This window comes from Flavobacterium sp. LC2016-01 (assembly GCF_009711135.1).
Lineage (GTDB): Bacteria > Bacteroidota > Bacteroidia > Flavobacteriales > Flavobacteriaceae > Flavobacterium.
Map to the genome: position 1 here is coordinate 880,042 of NZ_WMIC01000001.1, position 22,474 is coordinate 902,515.

The following is a 22,474-nucleotide window of genomic DNA, read 5'->3' on the forward strand; positions in this document are numbered from 1 at the left end:
AATTTCAATATTTAAATTTGACCTATTTCTAATGTGAAAACCCAAATGAGATACTGGTAATAATAATCAAAATAACAATCAGCGTAATAACAACGTATAAATAATCTTTTTCAAGAAGAAAAGAAAATAACGACAGCAAAACCCTGAAAACCGGCGTAAGAAACAATAATATAATTCCGAAGAAAATTAAAAATTCCCCATTTCCCTGAATTACGCCGCGATAAACATCGGCTATTACTTCAAATATATTTCGGTCATTTTCTTTAAAAACAGAATAATCTTCAATATCACTTCCATGATGCATTAAATAAACGATTCCACCTATAAAAGCGACTGAAAGCGAAATCCAAACGCCGTATCGCAATAAATTTCCAACAATAGCCTGAAAATCTTTTTCTCCAAATTTTTCGTGCTGCATACTTTTAGATTTTTCCATTAAGTCCGTTATAAATCATATTAATTGCTAAAACAAAAATTAAGCAGGCAAAAAATATTCTAAGTTTTTTAGGGTTTGTTCGCACTAATACTTTGGCTCCAGCCATAGCTCCAAACAAAACACCAATTACAACTGGCATACAAATTCCGGGTTCAATATATCCTTTCTGAATATAAATTACAGAACTCGCCATTGCGGTAACGCCCATCATAAAATTACTGGTTGTTGTTGAAACCTTAAACGGAATTCGCATGATATTATCCATCGCAATTACTTTAAAAGCGCCAGAACCAATTCCGAGTAAACCTGACATCATTCCCGCAAGTCCCATCATACTGAATCCGCCAAGAACATTTTTAGTGCCGTAGCTTACTACTTCGCCGTCATGTGTTGGATAAGTTCCGTCTAATCTTAGTTTTTTTGCCAATGGACTAGATTCTAAAACAATATGTTCTTCTTTTTTCCGAAGAGAATTTATTGCCGAGAAAATCAAGGTTAATCCAAATAAAACGGCAATGAAAGAAGTAGGAGCAATAGCCGAAAGCAACGCACCTCCAACCGCACCGATTGTTGTAGCGATTTCTAGAAAAATTCCCAATCGCATATTGGTGATTCCTTCTTTTACGTAAGCAGCTGCAGAACCTGATGAAGTTGCAATTACCGAAACCAAAGCCGCTCCAATTGCATAATGAATGTCAACTCCTAAAATGACAGTTAAAAGCGGAATAATAATGATACCGCCTCCCAATCCTGATAATGAACCAATAAAACCTGCTAAAAAAGCACCAAGAATCATAATCAGCGTAAACGTAAGTACTGTCATTCGAATAAATTTTGTTTTGGCTAATTTACGAATTGATATTTGGTGAAGGAATTTTTAGGAGCTTAAAAAATCCTTAAAAATCCGAAAACGATTTTTATCGAAGTATAAAAAGTAACTTTTCTATAAAATTAAAAAGCCACAAAGGTTTGTTATTGTGGCTTTTATAAAGTGCTATTTTTTATAGTAGAGCGAACCATTTTTTATGGATTGTTTTCCTAATTTGCCTTTCTCAAATAGTTTTTCAAGAAGGATAATGGTTTCAGCATATGGTATATCTAGAATAACAGCATATTCTTTTGGTGCCAATGTTGGATAAATTTCAAAAATAAATAAAGGATCTGTGTTCAGAATGTTTTTCTTTTTTGCATCAGGAAACGCAGCGAGTAAAGCATTTTCGTATTCCGAATAAAGATTGGAACCGTAAACGGCAAAACGGTTATTGCTTTGGTCGGCAAAAAAAAGTGTTGGAAAACCTCTTACGCCAAGTTTTTTTCCGTAGTCCAGATCTTCCTGAAATAATTCCTCGGCATCGTCATAGTCTGATTTCATTCTTTGAATATCGAGTCCGGCTATTTTTGCAGCTTCTTCAATGTTGCTCCATTTTGCGATATTTCTCTTCTCTAGATATAATTTTTCACGCAACACACGCATGAAATAAACTGCTTTTTCTTTGCTCTGTATTTGAGCCGCTTTCATAGCAATACAAGAAGGATAGGAAGAATCCAGCGGATCTTCAATCCAAACATTTCCATCAATTGGCATTTCGTAAACTAAACTTGCCTCATCCCAATGATGTGCCACATCTGATGGTTTGCTGATACCACCGCTGTTATAACTCCAATCTGGCAATAAACCGCCCATTTTGTAATCAATATCAAAATAGTCGCCATACTCCAGTTTAAGCTTTCTTAGCTGCGGTTCAATTCCCCAACACGAAGAGCAAATGGGATCAGTATAATAAATTATTTTTACCGGTTTATGTTCTGTTGTAATGGTGGTATTTTCGACCGCTTTTTCATTGAAAGGCATTTCGCATGCGCCATTTTCGGGATCACATAGCAGCGGATTTATATTATTTTGGTTCATTTTTAAGTGGGTTTGTGACTGACAGGATATGCTGTAGATCAGGATTAATACTAATGGTCCTATTTTCATAAAAATGGTAGGAAAACAGAGGGTGGGCGTTTAATATTTTATATTTTTATATCAAAGTTCGCAGATGTTTAACCAAAAGTCAATTAGTCTAAAAAATATGACTACAGAAAATATAGAAGAAAAAGATAAAGGTTGTCCGGCTGAAGGACTTCTAAAATTATTATCAGGAAAATGGAAGCCTCAGATTTTTTTATTAACCGTTGACGGACCAATACGTTTCAACGGACTTTTAAGAGATATTAAAGGTTCTAACAAACAGTCAATTGCAGTTGCATTGCGCGAACTTGAGGAATTTGGACTTTTAGATAAAGAAGTTATCAAATTAAAACCGCTTCATATTGAATATAATTTATCAGAAAGAGGAAAATCATTAATTCCGGTATTTCGGCAATTAGAGTCTTTTTTTGAAAAATAATTTTCTGAATTTTTATTCATTAAATTTTCATTAACAAAAAGTAAGTTTTCATTAGTTTATATTTGTAAGAGACAAATTAAATCTAAAGAACTGTTTTTTATGAAAGTAAAGCCTTTTTTAAGCCTCTTTTTATTGGTCGTTTTATCGACAGTTTCTTACGGGCAAAACGTAAAACTTATTACTGTCGATCAACTTCATGAACGAATCAAAAACGGAAAAGACAGTACTTATGTTGTCAATTTCTGGGCGACTTGGTGCGCACCCTGTGTAAAAGAACTTCCTAATTTTGAAAAACTTCAGACTGAATTTAAATCAGAGAAACTGGCGGTTTTATTGGTAAGTGTCGATTTTAAATCCAAATTAAATTCGGCTGTAATTCCATTCGTTAAACGAAAAAACCTTCAAAATCAAGTGTTTTTATTAAATGAAAGCAGTCCCCAGGAATACATTGATAGAATTGATCCTTCATGGTCAGGAAGCATTCCGGCAACAATTTTCATTAAAGATGATAAACGAAAATTTGTAGAGACTGAACTCACCTACGAACAACTATTAACTGAATATAAAAAACTATAAATTATGAAAAAGATTATCACTTTATTAGTATTGGTATTTACAGCCTGGCTATCACAGGCACAGACAGCAACGCTGAAAGCGGGAGATCCGGCACCAGATTTTAAACTTAAAAATGTAGACAATAAAGAAGTTTCTTTTGCAAGTTACCCAAAAGCAAAAGGTTTTATTGTTGTTTTTACTTGTAATACTTGTCCGTATGCAGTTGCTTATGAGCAGCGAATTATTGATTTGGATAAAAAATTCAGACCTCAGGGATATCCAGTAATTGCTATTAATCCAAATGATCCAGAGGCTTCAAAAGCAGATGCTTTCAATAAAATGCAGGATTTGGCAAAAGATAAAAGCTATCCGTTCCCATATCTATTTGATGCAGGACAAGTAGTTACAGATCAATATGGTGCAAAACACACACCGCATATTTTTATTGTATCTAAAACGCCAAAAGGAAATGTTATTGAATATGTAGGAGCAATCGATAATGATCCAGAAGGAACAAAAACTGAAAAAACAAAATATGCCGAAGATGTGATTGCAGCTTTGCAAAGCAACAAAAAACCAGCAGTTACGCAGACAAAAGAAATTGGCTGTACTGTAAAAAGAAAAGCTAAAGCATAAATTTTAGAATATTAATTTGTGAAACGAAAAACGCCTCAATTTCTTGAGGCGTTTTTTTTATGAAGTCATTTGAAGGAATTGTTATAGATCTGAAAACCAGATTGTTTAGTGGTGAAGTATTTTAACATTTTAGGGAATAAAAAAAGGGTTTTTTTCCCCTAATTCAGTTCATTGTTAATGTCTAATTTCGTCAAAATCAAATGGTTAATTTGTTGTTAGTGCGAAATTCTGAATTTTTTTATAACTGTTTACCATACAAAGAAAAATGCAGCGTCTTAACTTTTTGAGAATAAAAGATTAAACGGAAGTAGCCGAAAATCCGATGCAGAGTAGGCACCCTAAAAACAATCAAATGGCAACGAAAAAATTAATCAAAAATGATGATTCATTTGACGGAAAACGACAATTAAATCATAATGCACTTCCTCTTGTATTAAAGGAGGGTTCAGTACTGAAATCGGTAATCGACTATTTGCATGATAATGCAGCATATTATAATCTAAGCAAAGACGATCTTGAAAAAATGCCTCTTCAGTTGGAAGAGAGAATTATAGAAGAAAAATCTTCTTTCAGACTTGAGGCTCAAAAAGACACAAGTGATGTTGTTACTTATGTTTTTGTACAGACCTACTTTGGATTACCGGTATGGGAGGCAGGAGTCGCAGTTACTGTTAATAAAAAAAGAGAAAGCATTTTAAGCTCCATCTCTTCTGCTTATGATGAAATTGAAGTAGCGAATGTAAATAAAGCTGCTTTGTCAAAAAAAACAGAGTTAGGTTTTCTTCATAAATCTCTGGGGATTGAAGCTGAAGTAAGAGAGAAAAAAAGAGAAGTAAAAATTGAAAGCGAAAGGCTGCTTGTATATAAATATGAAGAAAAAAAGAGAACTATTGTTCCTTTGCGTCATGAAAAAACAGAAAAAGATAATTTTGAAAATGATGGTGAATTTATTTTGCCTTTGCCTCCAGTTCCAGATTCAATAAAAGATGGTAATTTTTATGTAGTAAAAGAAATAATTTTTGATTTTCCTATTGTAGTCAATGCTTCACTGATTTGGCGTGCATTTATTGAATTGCAAACCGGGGCAGTTTTGTTTTTGCGTGCTTTTGGAAGTAATGCTACTGCGATGGTTTTTGATAGAGATCCTATTACTAAAGGCAGTGGACTAGTTCCATCCTCTTCAGATGCTTTACTAACCGGAATAAGAGATAGTGTAACACTTAGTAATCTGAATGCACCTTCATCAGGTGGAGTACAATCTTTGGCAGGAAGTTTAGTAAGCATTCAGGAAGTCGAGTCTCCTACAATTGCCGCACCAACAACAAATTCGCCATATTCATTTGCCTACAATGCCCGCACCGATAATTTTGCTGCAGTAAATGTTTATCATCATTGTAATGGTTTTTTACAGCTTATTCTTGATATGGGTTTTGGAATGTCCTATTTTAATGGGACTGCTTTTCCTGTTCCTTGTGATCAAAAGGCATTTAGTTATGGCACTGTAAATGGTTATTGCCTTGGAAACAGCACAGGAATCACTTCCGTAAATTTTGCTTTGGCAGATAATAATACTGCAAGTCCATTAAGTATAGCTGCCGATAAACGAGTGGTTCTTCACGAAATTGGAGGACATGGTGTTTTATATTGTCATGTTGGAAGTGCAAATTTCGGTTTCTCGCATAGCGCAGGAGACAGTATTGCGGCAATATTAAGTGATCCGGGTTCTTTAGCTCCTGATCGTTTTGAAACATTTCCTTTCACTTTCTTGTCTTTGCCTGCAACTTCACGTAGGTTTCACAACCGTACTCCTGCCTCAGGCTGGGGTTGGGCAGGCAGTATTGCATTAAATCCTTTTAGCTCTTCAGACCCAGGTGGATATAATAACGAACAAATTTTATCTACCACACTTTTTCGTTTGTATCGCAGTATGGGTGGCGATTCTGCTGATTTAAATACGCAACGTTTTGCATCCCGTTTTGCCGTTTACCTGATATTAAAAGCAATCGGTACTTTGACTACAACTACAAATCCGGCTACAGCACGTGCATTTGAACTTGCCATGGAGAATGGTGACGCAGCAGACTGGAATTCACAAAGTCCACTAGAAACTCATGCGGGAGGTGCATACATGAAAGTTATTCGTTGGGCGTTCGAAAAACAAGGAGCTTTTCAACTTGCAGGAACAGCAACTCCAAATAACAATGCAGGAAATCCACCTCCGGTTGATGTATACATTAATGACGGAAGAAATGGAGAGTATGACTATCAGCCAAACCATTGGAGCTGTCAGGATATTTGGAATCGTACAACAATAGGTGATGGAGGGGGCGTACATGAGGAGCCTATAATGGGACAGACAAATTATGCTTATGTAAGAATCAAAAACAGAGGTTATCAAGCCGCTACAGGAATTATTGTTAAGGGCTATCATTGTAATCCCGGTGTTGGTCTGGAATTTCCAAATGATTGGATAGCAATGACAACGCCTCAATTAAGTGCTTCTAATTTAGCTGCGAATGACAATGTTGGTGAAATTGTGGGACCATTTGAATGGGAACCTTCACAAATAGGACATGAATGTATGTTCTTTACTGTTTCGGCAACAGGCGATCCATGTAATACTGATGGACGTGTCACTGGGCCAATTCCTGAGTGGCGCCTTGTGCCTCATGATAATAATATAGGGCAACGTAATGTAGCACCAGTTGCATCAACCTCAGAAGGCTTAAAAGCATCATTTGAAAATCGTCCTTTTTGGATAAGAAACACTTTTGATCGTAAAGTAAAAGTTGAAATTAATATTAAATTACCGGATATAATTTCGAAAGATAACTGGAAACTTAGCATTATCAGTGAAGGAGGACAGTCTTTCTACATGAATGCGGGCGAAAGAAAACAAGTGCGAATGAGAATGACAGCAGGCAATCCGGTCGATCTGAAGAAGGAAGCGATAAATAAGAATATAGAAATCGTAGTAAAACAAGACGGAATTGTAGTGGGTGGAATGAATTATTATATTGATCCGTTGATGGAATTTCCATCACATCAAATTGATAATGAATCGACCAATTGCTTCAAAACAGCCAATTCATTAATAAAATGTCTTGATTTGCCAAACACCAAAATTAAATCAATTACTGTTCGTAAAATTAATATTGATATTACTTTTGATAATGAAAATTGTGATTGTTAATACACGATTTAACTATAATAAAAACGCCTCAAGAAATTGAGGCGTTTTTTATTACATACTTTTCAGTTTCTTCATAAAAACCGGAAAAACTTCGTTTAGCTCCTCAAACAAAGGATTTTTGCGGTGTTTCAGTTTGATTTCACTGAATAATTTTAATCCGAGTGCAAACTGAGTTGCTTCAGACGGATCATCAAATAAGTTTTTGTCTTTGATTCTTTGAATGATACTAAAAATCTCATCGTGATTAGAAAATTCGATTCCGAGTTCTTTTGCAGGTTCAGTTTCTCCGTTTGCGTATTCTTTTAAGCTTAATGTTAAGTAATATTTGTTTGATCTTTTTTCCATAATAATTTAAAAATCTATTTTATTTTAACCATTTGTCAACGATGGTTTTAAAGGGTTCTTTATATTGTTCTCCAACGGAAATTTCGGTTTTTCCGATAAAGACAGAATGCTTGCTGATGGCGCTTATTTTGTCAAGCGACACAATAAACGAACGATGAATTCGCATAAATTTTGCTGAAGGCAGTTTTTCTTCTAAAGCTTTTAATGAAATTAAAGAAAGCACTGTCTTTTGCGAATCATCGACATGAACTTTTACATAATCCTTCAGACTTTCGATATATGAAATATCCTTCAGCGAAATTCGGACCCAATTATATTCTACTTTCAGAAAAATAAATTCATCATCGGCGGTAATGGGTTGAAAGTTATTTGAATTTTCTTCTGTTATCTGCAAAACTTTATTGGCAGCGCGTAGAAATTCTTCATAACTAAAAGGCTTTAAAAGATAATCAACGGCATTTACTTTATAACCTTCAATCGCATAATGATTATAGGCCGTTGTAAAGACTATTTTAGGCATTAATCCTGGGGTATCCTGCAAAAGTCTGGCCAGTTCCATGCCTGTAAGATTGGGCATATTGATGTCCAGAAAGACGATATCGGGCTGTTTTTCTCTAATTAATCCCATTGCTTCAACAGCATTATCACAGCTTGCCGTCAATTCCAAAAAAGGAGTCTGCTCAATAAAGGTTTCCACAAGTTTTAATGCTAGTGGCTCATCGTCAACTGCTATACATTTTAATATCATCATTATTCTAAATTTAGCTGCAGTTTTACATTATATTTTCCATTTGAAGCAACGCCGGCTTTTAAAGTATGTTTGTTTGGATAAATCAAATGAAGTCTTCTTTTCGTATTGGTTAAGCCAATACCGCCTTCGCTAGAGGTTCCAGATTTTTCAAAATACGTATTTTCTACTTCAAATTCAAGATTGCTCCCATTTTGCAAAAGCTTAATGTAGATTTCACTTTTGTCTGTTGCATGAATTCCATGTTTAAATGCATTTTCAACCAGAGGAAGCAGCAACATTGGAACAATTGGATAATCTTGCAATTTTTCGGGTATATCAGTTACAATTGTCAATTTGCTGTTGGCACGAAGTTTCATAAGCGCTATGAAATCTTTCATAAATTCGGCTTCCTTCAGCAAAGTCGTTGTTTCTTCGGTGCTGTAAAGCAGGTAGCGCATCATTCGGCTTAAAGTATGAAGTGCATTTCTGGAATCCTCAATATCTGTATAAGTAAGCGAATATATACTGTTTAACGAATTGAAAAAAAAGTGCGGATTAATTTGAGCCTTCAGCATTGCTAATTCGGCCATGGTTTTATCCTGTTCCAATTTTTGTTTGTGCTGCGCTGCCTTTTGCCAATATTGCAGCATTGCCCAGCTGGTGCTGATTCCTAAAACTAATAAAGTAAGTGTAAGAACATAATTGTCAAAATAGGGGTTTTTGTATTTTTTGAAACCTAAAACTAAGCTGATTTTATTATGAAGATCAGTTTCTGAAGTATATAAAAAAGCGATAAACTGCATCGCAACAATGGCAAGAAAAGCCCAAATCAAAAACGGCGAAGTATTGTCTTTAATAATGGTTTTTGGCACTATGATTTTTGCATTAGTATAAAAAATAACAATCAGCAAAAACAATACAATCATCTGCCAAAGCCAAAAAGCATCTGGAAGAACAACATTCCAAGTTAAAGGAATGTAAAACAGCATGATAAAGCCCAGCGATAACCACCCGAGAATGTGCAGTCCGGTAAATAAATAGGGTCTGTAGATGTTTGAAGCCATTATAAGTTGTGATTTTTTAAAGACAATATTACATTTTATTTGAATACGATTTGGAACCAATCGCCCAAAATAACATTACAGCCATCAGAAACCATTTTTTAGCCGACGAGCTTGTAAATTAAACGCTTGTTTAATTTTAAAAAAAATCCGTCGGGTGTCAGGCTGTCTCTATCGATTGTGTTTTGCTGTTCGTCTATTGTGAAATTTTTGCATGCCCTATTTTAGTTCCTTTGCTTATTAATAAATAGATAATTACACATTTTCACGATGAATAAGCAATCATTTTTAAGCATTTTCGCAGCCTCAATTATCATCGCTTCTTGCGGTAATAAAAATGACAAATCGGCTCAGGCCGGAGCTGCGCCACAGGTTAAGGAGTATAAAACGCTGACATTGCAGCCAGAGTCTGCAACATTATACAGCGATTATCCTGCCAGTATTCAAGGACAGCAAAATATTGAAATACGTCCAAGAGTTGAAGGTTATATTGATAAGATTTTTGTAGATGAAGGCGCTGTAGTAAAAACGGGACAGCCATTGTTTAAAATTAGTGCTCCGGAATATGAACAGCAGGTTCGCACCGCAAGTGCCAGTATTAAAAGTGCTCAGGCAGAGGTAAGCGCAGCAAAACTGGCGGTTAATAAAGTGAGACCTTTAGTGGAAAAAGGAATTATCAGTAAATACGATTTAGAATCAGCACAATATACTTATGAATCGGCTATGGCAACTTTGGCGCAGGCGAATGCAGCTTTAGTAAATGCTAAAACTAATTTAGGTTATACAACCGTAACAAGTCCGGTGAATGGAGTTGTTGGGTCAATTCCGTTTCGTTTAGGAAGTTTGGTAAGTTCAAATACCGCAGATCCTTTAACCACGGTTTCGAGCATCGGAAATGTTTATGCTTATTTTGCTATTAATGAAAAAAAGCTTTTAGATTTTACGGAGAGCAAAACGCCGGGTACAACATTGGCACAAAAAATCCAAAATATGCCTGCAGTTTCATTAGTGCTTTCGGATGGTTCTCCTTACTCAGAAAAAGGCCGAGTGGAAACCGTAAATGGATTGATTAATACTGAAACGGGTTCGGTTACTTTCAGAGCACGTTTTGCAAATCCAAAGAGTATTATCAGAAGCGGAAGCAGTACCACTGTTCGTATTCCGAACGAAGTAAAAGAAGCTTTAATTATTCCGCAGAGCGCAACGTATGAACTTCAGGATAAAATATTTGCGGTTACTGTTGGAAAAGATGGTAAAACAAAAAGTACCAATATTACGATTTTAGACAACAGCGCAGGAAATTATTATGTGGTAACAAGCGGTTTGCAGGCTGGAGATCAAATTGTTCTTGAAGGAGTGGCAACATTGAAAGACGGAACAGAAATTAAGAGCCAAAATCAATCTTCAGATAAAGTTTACGCCGATTTAAAATAAAAACACATGTTTAAAAAATTTATACAACGACCTGTACTCTCAACAGTAATATCTGTTATTATTGTTATTTTGGGTGTTTTAGGATTAATTGAGCTGCCTATTTCTCAATATCCAGATATTGCCCCGCCAACCGTAAATGTTTCGGCTAGTTATACAGGTGCCAATGCCGATGTGGTACTGAAAAGTATCGTAATTCCATTGGAAGAGCAGATTAATGGTGTAGAAAACATGACGTACATGACTTCTACAGCAACAAACGATGGAAATGCTTCTATTAAAATTTTCTTTAAAGTAGGGACAAATCCAGATTTAGCAGCGGTAAACGTGCAAAACAGGGTTTCAAGAGCGACAAGTTTATTGCCTGTTGAGGTAACTCAGGCTGGTGTTACGGTAACTAAAAGTCAGAGCAGTAACTTACTGATTTTCTCTTTATACAGTGATGATAAAGCTTACGATCAGACCTTTCTTCAAAATTATGCGAAGATCAATTTGGTGCCGCAGATTCAACGTGTTGTTGGAGTAGGAGATGTAACCGTTTTTGGTGCAAAAGATTATTCGATGAGAATCTGGCTGAAACCAGATGTAATGCAGCAATATAAATTGATTCCGAGTGATATTTCAGCCGCTTTGGCAGAGCAGAATATCGAAGCGGCGCCAGGTAAATTTGGTGAAAACGGAAATCAGGCGTTTCAATATGTAATTAAATACAAAGGACGTTTAACGAGCGCTCAGGAATTTGAAAATATAATTATAAAAGCTGTTGGGAACGGACAAATGCTTCGACTTAAAGATGTTGCTAAAGTAGAATTAGGATCTTTAAGTTATTCGTCAACAATTAAAACAAATGGTGTCGAATCGGCAGCAATGGCGATAAGCCAGACTCCGGGTTCAAATGCGCGTGATGTAATTATCAATTCTAAAAAGTTAATTGAAGAAGCAGCAAAGAGTTTCCCAAAAGGAATGAAATATACCATCATGGTAGATGTCAATGAGAATTTGGATGCCTCGATCGAGAAAGTAATTCATACGTTGATTGAAGCTTTTATATTGGTTTTTATCGTAGTATTTATTTTTCTTCAAGATTTTAGATCGACTTTAATTCCGGCGATTGCGGTTCCGGTTGCGATTGTGGGAACGTTCTTCTTCCTGAATTTATTCGGATTTACGATCAACTTATTGACGCTTTTTGCGATGGTTCTCGCCATTGGTATTGTCGTCGATGATGCGATTGTGGTTGTCGAGGCCGTTCACGCCAAACTCGATCACGGGTATAAATCGGCTAAAAAAGCGACGATTCATGCGATGAACGAGATTTCTGGAGCGATTATTTCGATTACTCTGGTAATGGCAGCGGTATTTATTCCTGTAACTTTCATCAATGGATCAACAGGGGTTTTCTACAAGCAATTTGGTATTACACTGGCTGTAGCGATTATTCTTTCGGCTATAAACGCCTTGACGCTGAGCCCAGCTTTGTGTGCGCTTTTGCTTAAACCGCATGCAGACGATCATAAACATAAAAGCTATTTACAACGTTTTTACACTTCATTTAATGTTGCATTTGATAATGTAACCGAAAGATACAAACGTTCAGTAAGTTTTCTTTCTGTGAAAAAATGGATTGTGCTGGCGTCGATTTTAATAGCAGGTTTGTCTTTATTTTATATGATGAAAACCACGCCATCGGCTTTTGTTCCTTCGGAAGATCAGGGAACTGTTTTTGCCAATATTAGTTTACCGCCATCAGCTTCTATGGAACGTTCTGATATTATTGCGAAACGAGTAGACAGTATTGCGAAAACCATTCCGGGAGTAAAAAATACGCTTCGAATTGTTGGACAAAACTTTACAGCTGGAGCAGGTAGTGCCTATAGTATGGTTATTGTGAAATTGAAACCATGGGACGAACGTGATTTAAGTGTTGATGACGTAATTGGACAGCTTTTTGCTAAAACCAGCGGTATTCGTGAGGCTAATATTTTCTTTATTTCACCGCCAACTATTCAAGGTTTTGGACAAAGTGGTGGATTTGAATTCCAATTGCAAGATAAAGGCGGACATACAACGGCCGAATTCTATAAAGTCAACAATGAGTTTTTAGCAAAATTATCAGAACGTCCAGAAATTCAATACGCTACAACGCCTTTTAATCCAGGTTTCCCTCAATATATGATGGATATTAATTTGGCTAAAGCCAAAGATGCCGGAGTTTCTGTAAACACGATTCTGTCAACGATGCAAGGTTATTATGGCGGATTGTATGCTTCGAATTTCAATAAATTCGGGAAACAATACCGTGTCATGATTCAGGCTTCTCCAGAATTCCGTACAAATACGGAAGGTTTGAATAAAATTTTCGTTCGTAATAATGCCGGAAATATGGCGCCAATTACAGAGTTTGTAAATATGACCAGAGTTTTTGGTCCCGAATCAATTTCAAGATTTAATTTATTTACCTCTATTTCGATTACTGGAGCACCAAAACCGGGTTACAGTTCAGGAGATGCCATTAAAGCCATTCAAGAAGTTGCGGCAGAAAATCTTCCAGCCGGTTATGGATATGAATTTTCAGGTTTAACACGTGAAGAATTGGCTTCAGGAAGTGAAACGATTTTCATTTTTATTCTTTGTCTGGTATTTGTTTATTTCTTGCTAAGTGCGCAATATGAGAGTTACATTTTGCCATTTGCAGTGTTATTTTCAATTCCATTTGGATTGGCAGGAGCTTATTTGTTCTCGATTATTTTCAAATTGAATAGTAATATCTATTTGCAGATTTCCTTAATCATGTTGATTGGATTGCTTGCCAAGAATGGTATTTTGATTGTCGAATTTGCTTTGGACAGAAGACGAAAAGGACTGCCAATTGTTCAAGCTGCAATTGAAGGAGCTGTAGCGCGTCTGCGACCAATTTTGATGACATCATTCGCCTTTATCCTCGGACTTGTTCCGCTGATGTTTGCATCTGGAGCCGGAGCGGTAGGGAATAGATCAATTGGTACAGGAGCTGTTGGAGGAATGCTGATTGGAACCCTTTTAGGAGTTTTTGTGATTCCGGTTCTGTTTATCATTTTCCAGACCTTACAAGAAAGAGTAAGTGGTCCAGCAAAAGATGGTTATGATGATGAAGACGACGATGAAGAAATTCAGGTTTTAGAAGCTCATAAAGAGTAAAATTTAATTAAAAAAGAAATGACGAATAGTTCAAATAAATATATTTTGTTGGTAATGACGGCCGTACTTTTAAGTGCGTGCTCCGTTACCAAAAAGTACGAACGCCCCACAACATTATCGACAGATAGATTGTATCGTGATCAGGCTTTCGCCGATTCGACTACAATTGCGAGCATGCCATGGCAGAGTGTTTTTAAAGATGAAAAACTGAATGCACTGATTCAAAAAGGATTGGATCAGAATCTGAATCTTAAAAATGCAATTGAAAATATTGTTCAGGCAAGAGCTTCTTTACAACAAAGCAAATTAGCGTATTATCCAACTTTGCAGTTAGATGCAAATGCAACGCATACCAAGCAATCTAAGGCGGGACTTAATTTTCCGGCAGGAATTAACATCAATACGTTAACAACAACTTATAAATTAGGTTTAAGTACAAGTTGGGAAGCTGATATTTGGGGAAAACTGAGCAGTTCTAAAAGAGCTGCGCTGGCAACTTATCTGGCTTCAGACGCAGCAAAACAAGCCGTTCAGACACAGTTGATTTCGGATATTGCTAACAATTATTTTTTATTGCTGGCTTACGATAAGCAATTGCAAATTACGCAGGAAACGTTAGAAAGCCGTATTAAAAATGTTGCAACAATAAAGGAATTAAAAGAAGGCGCAATCGTGACCGGAGCAGCAGTGGTACAGAGCGAAGCCAATCAGCATGCGGCCGAAGTTTTGATTCCCGATTTAAAACAAAGAATTCGCGAAACCGAAAATGTCATTAATATTTTATTAGGACAGGCTCCAGGACCAATCGAAAGAGGAAAATTAGATTCACAGATTGTTCCGCAAAATCTTGCTTTAGGTTTGCCTTCTCAATTGCTTGAAAATCGTCCTGATGTCCGTCAAGCGGAATTTAATTTCAGAGTCGCTTTTGAGTCTACAAATTTGGCTAAAACTTATTTTTATCCTAGTTTAACGCTTACAGCAAGCGGTGGATTTTCGAATTTGCAATTGACTGACTTTTTTACCAATTCTGTTTTTTATTCGATTATTGGAGGATTAACACAGCCAATATTCAATAAAGGACTCAATAAAATGCGATTGACAACTGCTCAATCTCAGCAATTACAAGCTTACAATAATTTTCAGCAAAGTCTTTTGACAGCAGGTCAGGAAGTTTCAAATGCCTTGTATGCGTATCAAATGGCAGCCGAAAAAGAAGATTCGAGAACAAAACAAATTGAAGCTTTGGTAAAAGCGGTAGATTATACACAACAGCTTTTAGAATACAGTTCGGCGACCAATTATACAGATGTATTAACTTCGGAACAAAATTTATTAGCAGCACAATTGAGCGGCATTAATGATAATTTACAAAAACTGCAAGCGGTTGTTGACTTGTACCGAGCTTTAGGCGGTGGCTGGAAATAAAATTTAAAAGAAAAACATCTCAAATTCTGAGATGTTTTTTTGCAATGTATATCGGTTGAGAAGCACTTTTCGTCGATTAGTTTGGTGGTTTTGTATAATGAATGCAATTAAAACGATATTTGGCATTACTTTAGATTAATATCTACCGTAATTAATATTTAAAAATTTAAAAAGATGAAAAAGTTAGTATTCGCCTTAATGCTTTTTACAAGTGTTTTTGCTCAGGCACAGGTTTCAGTTAATGTAAATATTGGAACAGCTCCAAATTGGGGGCCAGCTGGTTATGATAACAGCAGATATTATTATTTGCCAGATATTGATGTGTATTATGATGTAACTCAAAGTGTATTTATTTCTGATAATAACGGAAAATGGGTACGCGAAAAAAGACTTCCAGAAAGATACAGACAATATGATCTTTACTCAGGTTATAAAGTAGTTTTGAATGATTACAGAGGCGACGCTCCTTATACGTATCATAATAAACACAGAGCCGAATATCCAAAAGGATATAAAGGAAAACCTCAGAAAAACAGAGGTGAAAAACCAAAAGGTAATAACGGAAATCATTACGGGAATGATAAAGGAAATGGAAAACATTCAAATAAAAACCACGATCACCATTAAGCAAATTTAAACATGACAAAGAAAAACGTCCCGAATTTCGGGACGTTTTTTGATTTTAATACTTTCTTATTTTAAAATTCTAAGTAGAGAAAGTTAAGCCTTTTGATTTAAAATTGCTGAACAAAGCTTGACGAGCTCCACTAATCGTTTCTTCGGTACGGTAAATGCTGCACCAGAATTTAATCAGCAGTTTGTATTTTCCGTCTGAAATTGCGGTGTAGAATAGTTGAGGTGCTTTTTCAAGATTAATTAACGGCAGACTTTCAAGAGTTTGCATTACAATTGCATTTATAGCGTCTGGAGTTGTTTCGCCACTAATTTCAATTGCAACTTCGACAAGCTTAAAGTTGTCGGTATACGTCCAGTTTGTAATGTTTTGAGAGAGTAAATTTCCATTCGGAATTATGATTTCAGCTCCATTTGGCGCATTGATTTTTGTAGTTCTTAATCCCATTGATTTCACTCGGCCAGATTCTGAACTAATTTCGATAACATCTCCAATTTGAATTGGTTTATCAAAAATTAAAATGACACCCGAAACAAAATTATTTACCACATTTTGAAGTCCAAGTCCAACTCCGACTCCAAGTGCACCTAAAAGAATACTCAATTTATCCAATGGCATTCCTGAAGCTGCTACGGCCAGAAGATAACCGGCAATCAAAACAAGAAGTCGAGTAATTAATAGTTTAGAATGTTGTCTTTTGTTTACGTTTTCTTCATTTTCATCATCGATTTCACCAAAAAAGTAAGCGACATACTTTTGAAGAAGATGGGCAATCCAAATAATGATAAAAAATAAAACAATATTTCCTAAAGTAAAAGTAATGCTTCCTATAGTGTTTGGATGACTCAGCAAATCGCCTAAAGAAGTACGAAGCGATTCCCAAATATTTAAATTAGAAGCAATCACTACAAGCCACATATAACTGATTACAAGGATAAAAGGCTTTTTTAAGGTATCAGATAAACTTTCATAATCAAAAATCTTTTCTAAACCGCGTTTAATTCTTGTCGTATAGATTTGAAGCAGAATGATTTCAAGAATAATCTTTAATAAAACACTCAATGCAATTATCTGCGTAAGCGAAATAAAAGCGGTAATGGTCAGCATATTTGAAAGTGAAACTCTTCCAAAAAGATTATCAAGTATCGATAAAGCATTAAAGCCAATAAAAATGATACTTGCCCATTTAAAAAATCCTTTGATATACAATTGATCCTTGATGCTTTTTATCTGCACTAAACCATAGCGTATTCCCAGAATATTAATTACAATGAATGCACAGCGCTGTATAAAACCTACTTCTATAAATAAATCAAGAAAACAAAGAGTAAAGAAGAGACCTAGAAGCAATGTCCAATTTTTCATTGATTTTGCTGACCATCTGTTTTTAAATAATACGGTAAGAATTCCCAGCAAAATAAGCTGAAGCATTTCTAAAAACAGGGCAGGAGCATACAAATTACTTACGACAGCAATGTTAAGTCCGATAACTAGAACGGGAATTAAAATACCTCGATTTAAGTAATTAAAATTGAAATGACTAAGATTTTCAATGTGTCCACTTTCTTTTAAGTATTTTAAATTACGGGAAATGTACCAAAACAAAATTCCCATAAAGAATAACAATGTAATTAATCCGCCGGCGCGGTAACTTAGATAATAAGATGCAACACTTTTTTCTATAATGACTTTTGCTCTTATATTTTGCGAAACGGCTTTTTTAGGTACCGAATCGTTTGTGCTCCATAAAAACGGATACTCTTTTCTAAGAATACTAATTCCGGATTGTTCGAGTTTTCCTTCAACAGTAATTAAGGCGTTTGATACCGCAATTTTTCTTTCAACGGTCAGTCTTTTTTTGTTGTTTAAAATGCCTTGATTTTTCGACATCAAACTGTCTGTTGCCAGATATCTTTTTTTAAGGTTGGCAAACTCTTTTTTGAATTGTTTACGGCGAACAGTATCTTTTATGAGTTCCATAAAAGTCTTGTCTTTGCGTAAATCGACAAACCTGTTTTTGATTTTTTCAAGATTGGCATTTCGGGAATTGATGGCCGTATTTTGGTCTTCCAGTTCCTGCTGAATCTCTTTCAGAACAATGCGATACATTTGCTGATTACGCACATTAGGATTTGCTCCTTTCAGACTCGTTAAAATAAGATCAAGTTTGCCTTGTGTTCTTTTGATTTCGCCAAATAAATGACGTGTTTCACCATCAAAATCAGTATCGTTATAGGCCGATTCCATAACTTCGCCAGCTTTTTCAATTGCCATCAGATAATCGCTGTCAGTTGTGGTTTTTTCAAATAATTTTGGGCGGTTTTCTTTTTTCTGCGGAGCCGTTTGCGAGTAGGCATTTGGCACAAAAAACAAGACTGTTAATAAGGCGAATAAGTAGAGGTAACTTCTTTTTAGAATCATAATTTAAGAATGAAATTTGGGTTCTCAAATTTAGATTTTTTTAGCTATTTCTGGTGTGTAATTAACGAAATATTATAGGAAATATAATGTAGAATTTCCAAAAGAATATTACATAAAGCGCTTCAAATTATTGAGGTGTTTTTGATTGATTCTTTATGGACTTATCTTGGCTTTGGAAGACAATCAACTAGAATTTCGCCTTAAAATGTTTAATATTAAAGTTTTTAGACTTAATCACTTTTCCTTTATCCGTAATCATCAAACAAGAATATTCAGGGTGTTTTTGAAGTAGAATCAAACCTTCTTTTTGACCTAAAACCATAAGTGAAGTGCTTAAGCCGTTTGCAGTTTCAGCATTTGGCCCAAAAACCGTTACACTGCATAAACCCGTTGCAGGATAACCTGTTGCAGGATTAATAATATGTGAATAGCGTTTACCGTTAAAAACAACAAATTTTTCATAACTGCCAGAAGTAGTGACAGCCTGCTGTTCAAGCGGCACAACGGCAAGAAGTTTTTCTGGATTAAATGGGTTAGTAATGCCAATTTTCCAAGGTGTTCCGTTTGGCTGTTTTCCCCAAGTACTCATGTCACCTGAACCGTTTATAATTCCGGCATTGATGCCTTTTGCAAGCATCATGGCACGGCATTTATCTGTAGCATATCCTTCACCCAAAGCGCCAAATCCAATTTTCATTCCTTTTAATTTTAGGAAAATTGTTGATTGTGCGCTGTCAAGAATAATGTTTTTGTAACCGACTTTCTCAACCGATTTTTTTATGGCTTCCGCCGAAGGCATTTCGGTCATCGAGCCGTCAAATTTCCAGATTCTGTCCATTGCTGCAAAACTCACATCAAATCCGCCATTCGTTATTTCAGAAAGTTTTACGGCTCTCTGTGCCAGTTCAAAAACTTCTCGATCTACTTTTATGGGTTTGATTCCGGCATTCTGATTGACCTCGGAAACTTGTGAAGTCGGTTTCCAATCTGATATTAAATTTTCAATTCGTGAGATTTCGGCAATCACCAAATCAATATTTTGCTCTGCTGTTAATGAATCATTGGCTACAATTGTAATATCGAAACGTCCGCCCATCAAAAGAGTCGTTCTTTTTCGCAAAACCTGAGCATTGCCCGAAAAGAAGCTTAAAATTGCAAGAAGCAATAGTATTCGATATAATAATTTCGGCTTCATGATATAAATTTTTTAATAGCAATCTGTTAGTAGTTGCTTATTATTTTTATATTCAGATATTTTTTTAAGGCCATTTGCCAAACATAATTCCTCTAAAATAGTTTCAACATCTTTTTGCATCGCAAGCGAACCGCAAATCATTATTGTCCCGTTTTCTTTTAATAAATCAACAAAAAAGTTAGCATCTTTTTTAATTAAATCCATCACATAAAAATGTTCTACTTCGCGCGATAAAGCCAAATGAAAATTATGAAGCTGTTTTTTCTCAATCATTTCCGAAGTAAACTTTTTATAGCCTAAAACCATTTCAGTTTCCATTCGGAATCCAGCATACAAATGCGTTTCGATTTTTTTCTTGTTTTGTTCAATCATTCCAAGAAAAGGCGCAATTCCGGTTCCGTTAGAAATTAAAGCTACTTTTGATGCTTTTTTTGGAAAATGAAAAGCATGATTATTGATAATTCTTGCTTTTATGACTTTTCCGACTTCTAAATTATTTAAGAAGCCAGAACCCAATCCGTGCGGATGCAGTTTAATAACCAATTGTATGTTTCCAGAATGATTTCCAATAGAGTAGAGGCGCTCTCTGTTGTCGTTTGCAGGATAAATAGCCAGCAAATCACCAGACGTAAATTTGGTTCTTGCATTAGCTCTTAAAGTAACTAAGAAAGTCTGTTCTGACTCAGAAACTAAAGTTTTATCTAAAACCATTAATTTCTGTAATCCTTTTGGAACATGGTTATAAAGTGAAGGCGTCGCCGATAATGAAATTCCAGTTTTGGCACTCCATAATTTAACCCATTCTACAAATTCTGAAGCCGATTTATCATTGACAGTCTGTAATTCCAAGAAACGTTCCGACCAGTTTTGTTTTTCTAAAAGCTGATCCATTTCAACAGCAAAACCGCAAAAATCTGGATATGATTTTGAACCAAAACCAACGACTGAAAAATTGATTTTTTGCTCTTGATTGTGTTTTTTTAATAACTGAACAAATTTACTTCCGTTAGAAGGCGCATCACCCAAACCGTGCGTTGAAGAAAAAGCAATAATATGTTCTGCTTTTGGAAAAACAGTAAAATTATTTAATTCAGCAATATGTGCTTTGTGTCCGTGATCAATTAATTGTTTCAGAATAGAATTGGCAAAACGCAACGTACTTCCGTTTTCGGAACCTGCTAAAATGATGATGGAACTTTCTGCAGCTTTGAATTTGTTTTTGATTCGGCTCGCTCTTCGTTTTAAGGTAATCGCAAAACCAGAATAGATGAAAAACAGAATATTTAAACATGCAATTGCTAAAATAACAGCCCAAATGGCATTTATTCGCCCTGTATGAATATCAAGACTTAAAGCGGCTAACTGAATTGTCATTGGCGAAAGCTTTTCAGTGATTACAGCGCCTGTTATCTGATTAACTTCTATATCGCGGTCTTTTAATTCAATGATATAATATTCTTCTGGATCATCTGTAAAAGGAAATTCGATTTTCTTTACATCTTTCAAAAGTGTTTTTTCAAAGACAGAAGTTTTTTTGGCTATTGCCGAAAGTTCTGTTTTTACAGGTTTTGCTTTTTCATCTCCCATAAAAAAGTTGAACCTTTCAAGAGATAAATAAGTTCCTGTAAGTGCAATTATTAAAATTGGGATTAAAGCTAATCTTCCAAAAAGAACATGATAATATTGAGCAAAATATTCTTTGATTACTTTCGAAAAGAAATTACGAATTCCTCTTTGTCGGCTCAAGACAAGCATAAAGCCTGAAATGGCAATCAGGAATAATAGAAACGAAATTACACCAACAAAAAAACGCCCCGTTTCATGAAGAAACAAAGAGCGGTGAAGACTTGTAATCCACTGAATAAATTCACTTTTTTTTGCAGGAATTCCTAACGTTTTTCCTGTTTTTGCATCAATATAAGCATTGATGTCATTTCCATCTTCATCAATTGCCTGAAGCGTTACAAACTGATTATAATCGACACTTAATTCGGTGATTTCAGCATATTTCTTTTTTAAAACAGGAAGCGTCTGACCTAAAGTCAACGAATCAAAATTTTCTGTTTTGTACGGAAGCGTTTTTTCCTGCACAGCATCTACAGCCAAAATGATTCCTGTAACGGATGCCAGCAATAAAAACAAAGAAGAAAACAAAGCCAAAGCTAAGTGAGTGTAACGCCAAAAAGAAAGAGTCATTGAATGTAAGCTAAAAAGGTAATCAAATATAAATCGGTAATATAAGGTATTAAATTTTGTTTAATCGTACATATCTGATGTAACCTTTTCCGTCAGTTTTATCAGCAAGACCAGCCGTTGTCAAAGGAATTTCTAAATCACTTACGTAATATTTCTGGTCCTCAACAGCCGATTCAAATCGTAATTTATATCCTTTATTGATTTTAGAATCATCGATTTCAAAAGTAGTAACACTTCGGTCTCCTCCAGTAACTGACGCTCCTGAAATAGCGCTAACATCATCGCCTTTTACAGTATGAAATTTGTTCCATTCTTTCAATGATTTGTACCATTTTTTATCATCTCCCATTACATAAAGTGTTTTCTCGTATTCGCCTTTTGGATTGATCAGCGAGACTACAATGTATGCGCCTTCTCCCATATAATTTGCCATTTGAAGCATGCATTTATATTTGCTAGTCTGTGCATTAGATTGAAAAGAAACAAGGCAGATAAGAGCACTTGTAAGTGCGATTTTTAGAATTGATTTCATTATGTGAGTTATTCGTTATGGGTTATTCGTTATGAGTTTTATACGTTAAGAGTTTTATACGTTAAGAGTTATTTGTTATGAGTTATTTGTTATGAGTTAAGAGATATGTTTAAG

The 22,474-nt window shown here is 35.5% G+C and carries 18 protein-coding genes; 8 read left to right on the plus strand and 10 right to left on the minus strand.

Going from position 1 to position 22,474, the window contains the following annotated elements:
* Window positions 1–28: 28 nt before the first annotated feature.
* The 3 genes from GKZ88_RS03900 to GKZ88_RS03910 form a co-directional block, all read right to left on the minus strand.
* Entirely contained in the window at window positions 29–436 is a 408-nt protein-coding gene (locus GKZ88_RS03900) for a DUF1634 domain-containing protein (RefSeq protein ID WP_155101081.1), read from the minus strand.
* Complete coding sequence (locus GKZ88_RS03905; RefSeq protein ID WP_155101082.1) at window positions 423–1,259, minus strand: sulfite exporter TauE/SafE family protein; 837 nt, start codon at window positions 1,257–1,259, stop codon at window positions 423–425. Before GKZ88_RS03905 ends, GKZ88_RS03900 begins: the two co-directional genes overlap by 14 nt.
* Window positions 1,260–1,430: 171 nt before the next feature.
* On the minus strand, window positions 1,431–2,345 hold the full coding sequence (locus GKZ88_RS03910) for a DsbA family protein (protein WP_155101083.1): 915 nt from the start codon (window positions 2,343–2,345) through the stop codon (window positions 1,431–1,433).
* A gap of 166 nt (window positions 2,346–2,511) precedes the next feature.
* Between GKZ88_RS03910 and GKZ88_RS03915 the strand changes: the two genes are divergently transcribed.
* The 4 genes from GKZ88_RS03915 to GKZ88_RS03930 all read left to right on the plus strand — a co-directional run bounded on the left by GKZ88_RS03915 (window position 2,512) and on the right by GKZ88_RS03930 (window position 7,213).
* Window positions 2,512–2,829 (plus strand): helix-turn-helix domain-containing protein, encoded by a 318-nt coding sequence (locus GKZ88_RS03915; protein ID WP_155101084.1) that lies wholly within the window; start codon window positions 2,512–2,514, stop codon window positions 2,827–2,829.
* Window positions 2,830–2,928: 99 nt separating this feature from the next.
* On the plus strand, window positions 2,929–3,405 hold the full coding sequence (locus GKZ88_RS03920; protein WP_155101085.1) for a TlpA family protein disulfide reductase: 477 nt from the start codon (window positions 2,929–2,931) through the stop codon (window positions 3,403–3,405).
* Between the two features lie 3 nt (window positions 3,406–3,408).
* Complete coding sequence (locus tag GKZ88_RS03925) at window positions 3,409–4,020, plus strand: thioredoxin family protein (protein ID WP_155101086.1); 612 nt, start codon at window positions 3,409–3,411, stop codon at window positions 4,018–4,020.
* A 352-nt stretch (window positions 4,021–4,372) separates the two neighbouring features.
* Window positions 4,373–7,213 (plus strand): hypothetical protein, encoded by a 2,841-nt coding sequence (locus tag GKZ88_RS03930; protein WP_155101087.1) that lies wholly within the window; start codon window positions 4,373–4,375, stop codon window positions 7,211–7,213.
* Window positions 7,214–7,264: 51 nt separating this feature from the next.
* On the opposite strand, the gene GKZ88_RS03935 is transcribed toward GKZ88_RS03930, so the two are convergent.
* From GKZ88_RS03935 to GKZ88_RS03945, 3 genes are read right to left on the minus strand one after another with little or no spacing between them, the layout of a single operon-like run.
* Window positions 7,265–7,558, minus strand: a complete 294-nt coding sequence (locus tag GKZ88_RS03935) for a DUF3861 domain-containing protein (RefSeq protein WP_155101088.1) — start codon at window positions 7,556–7,558, stop codon at window positions 7,265–7,267.
* A gap of 19 nt (window positions 7,559–7,577) precedes the next feature.
* On the minus strand, window positions 7,578–8,309 hold the full coding sequence (locus GKZ88_RS03940; protein WP_155101089.1) for a LytTR family DNA-binding domain-containing protein: 732 nt from the start codon (window positions 8,307–8,309) through the stop codon (window positions 7,578–7,580).
* Window positions 8,309–9,352, minus strand: coding sequence for a histidine kinase (locus GKZ88_RS03945; RefSeq protein WP_155101090.1), 1,044 nt, complete (start codon window positions 9,350–9,352; stop codon window positions 8,309–8,311). Before GKZ88_RS03945 ends, GKZ88_RS03940 begins: the two co-directional genes overlap by 1 nt.
* Window positions 9,353–9,619: 267 nt before the next feature.
* Between GKZ88_RS03945 and GKZ88_RS03950 the strand changes: the two genes are divergently transcribed.
* The 4 genes from GKZ88_RS03950 (at window position 9,620) to GKZ88_RS03965 (ending at window position 16,009) form a co-directional block, all read left to right on the plus strand.
* On the plus strand, window positions 9,620–10,783 hold the full coding sequence (locus tag GKZ88_RS03950) for an efflux RND transporter periplasmic adaptor subunit (RefSeq protein ID WP_155101091.1): 1,164 nt from the start codon (window positions 9,620–9,622) through the stop codon (window positions 10,781–10,783).
* A gap of 6 nt (window positions 10,784–10,789) precedes the next feature.
* A complete protein-coding gene (locus tag GKZ88_RS03955) occupies window positions 10,790–13,957 on the plus strand; it encodes an efflux RND transporter permease subunit (protein WP_155101092.1) in 3,168 nt (1,055 codons plus the stop codon).
* Window positions 13,958–13,975: 18 nt separating this feature from the next.
* Window positions 13,976–15,382, plus strand: coding sequence for an efflux transporter outer membrane subunit (locus GKZ88_RS03960; protein WP_155101093.1), 1,407 nt, complete (start codon window positions 13,976–13,978; stop codon window positions 15,380–15,382).
* A gap of 174 nt (window positions 15,383–15,556) precedes the next feature.
* Window positions 15,557–16,009, plus strand: coding sequence for a hypothetical protein (locus GKZ88_RS03965; RefSeq protein WP_155101094.1), 453 nt, complete (start codon window positions 15,557–15,559; stop codon window positions 16,007–16,009).
* Window positions 16,010–16,088: 79 nt separating this feature from the next.
* Here the strand turns inward: GKZ88_RS03965 and GKZ88_RS03970 are convergent, their stop codons facing one another.
* The 4 genes from GKZ88_RS03970 to GKZ88_RS03985 all read right to left on the minus strand — a co-directional run bounded on the left by GKZ88_RS03970 (window position 16,089) and on the right by GKZ88_RS03985 (window position 22,360).
* A complete protein-coding gene (locus GKZ88_RS03970; RefSeq protein ID WP_155101095.1) occupies window positions 16,089–18,437 on the minus strand; it encodes a mechanosensitive ion channel domain-containing protein in 2,349 nt (782 codons plus the stop codon).
* Between the two features lie 187 nt (window positions 18,438–18,624).
* The gene (locus GKZ88_RS03975; protein WP_155101096.1) at window positions 18,625–19,632 is read right to left on the minus strand and encodes an FAD:protein FMN transferase; all 1,008 of its coding nucleotides are present in this window, start codon (window positions 19,630–19,632) and stop codon (window positions 18,625–18,627) included.
* A gap of 12 nt (window positions 19,633–19,644) precedes the next feature.
* Window positions 19,645–21,828: a PepSY domain-containing protein gene (locus GKZ88_RS03980; protein ID WP_155101097.1), complete on the minus strand. Its 2,184-nt coding sequence runs from the start codon at window positions 21,826–21,828 to the stop codon at window positions 19,645–19,647.
* Between the two features lie 49 nt (window positions 21,829–21,877).
* Window positions 21,878–22,360 carry a DUF2271 domain-containing protein gene (locus GKZ88_RS03985; protein ID WP_155101098.1) on the minus strand — a complete coding sequence of 161 codons (483 nt, stop codon included), beginning with the start codon at window positions 22,358–22,360 and terminating at the stop codon, window positions 21,878–21,880.
* Window positions 22,361–22,474 lie beyond the last annotated feature (114 nt).

Bases quoted from the DNA above. Each gene is read 5' to 3' on its own strand.
- GKZ88_RS03900 (WP_155101081.1), bottom strand. From the start codon at position 436: ATGGAAAAATCTAAAAGTATGCAGCACGAAAAATTTGGAGAAAAAGAT.
- GKZ88_RS03905 (WP_155101082.1), bottom strand. From the start codon at position 1,259: ATGACAGTACTTACGTTTACGCTGATTATGATTCTTGGTGCTTTTTTA.
- GKZ88_RS03910 (WP_155101083.1), bottom strand. From the start codon at position 2,345: ATGAACCAAAATAATATAAATCCGCTGCTATGTGATCCCGAAAATGGC.
- GKZ88_RS03915 (WP_155101084.1), top strand. From the start codon at position 2,512: ATGACTACAGAAAATATAGAAGAAAAAGATAAAGGTTGTCCGGCTGAA.
- GKZ88_RS03920 (WP_155101085.1), top strand. From the start codon at position 2,929: ATGAAAGTAAAGCCTTTTTTAAGCCTCTTTTTATTGGTCGTTTTATCG.
- GKZ88_RS03925 (WP_155101086.1), top strand. From the start codon at position 3,409: ATGAAAAAGATTATCACTTTATTAGTATTGGTATTTACAGCCTGGCTA.
- GKZ88_RS03930 (WP_155101087.1), top strand. From the start codon at position 4,373: ATGGCAACGAAAAAATTAATCAAAAATGATGATTCATTTGACGGAAAA.
- GKZ88_RS03935 (WP_155101088.1), bottom strand. From the start codon at position 7,558: ATGGAAAAAAGATCAAACAAATATTACTTAACATTAAGCTTAAAAGAA.
- GKZ88_RS03940 (WP_155101089.1), bottom strand. From the start codon at position 8,309: ATGATGATATTAAAATGTATAGCAGTTGACGATGAGCCACTAGCATTA.
- GKZ88_RS03945 (WP_155101090.1), bottom strand. From the start codon at position 9,352: ATGGCTTCAAACATCTACAGACCCTATTTATTTACCGGACTGCACATT.
- GKZ88_RS03950 (WP_155101091.1), top strand. From the start codon at position 9,620: ATGAATAAGCAATCATTTTTAAGCATTTTCGCAGCCTCAATTATCATC.
- GKZ88_RS03955 (WP_155101092.1), top strand. From the start codon at position 10,790: ATGTTTAAAAAATTTATACAACGACCTGTACTCTCAACAGTAATATCT.
- GKZ88_RS03960 (WP_155101093.1), top strand. From the start codon at position 13,976: ATGACGAATAGTTCAAATAAATATATTTTGTTGGTAATGACGGCCGTA.
- GKZ88_RS03965 (WP_155101094.1), top strand. From the start codon at position 15,557: ATGAAAAAGTTAGTATTCGCCTTAATGCTTTTTACAAGTGTTTTTGCT.
- GKZ88_RS03970 (WP_155101095.1), bottom strand. From the start codon at position 18,437: ATGATTCTAAAAAGAAGTTACCTCTACTTATTCGCCTTATTAACAGTC.
- GKZ88_RS03975 (WP_155101096.1), bottom strand. From the start codon at position 19,632: ATGAAGCCGAAATTATTATATCGAATACTATTGCTTCTTGCAATTTTA.
- GKZ88_RS03980 (WP_155101097.1), bottom strand. From the start codon at position 21,828: ATGACTCTTTCTTTTTGGCGTTACACTCACTTAGCTTTGGCTTTGTTT.
- GKZ88_RS03985 (WP_155101098.1), bottom strand. From the start codon at position 22,360: ATGAAATCAATTCTAAAAATCGCACTTACAAGTGCTCTTATCTGCCTT.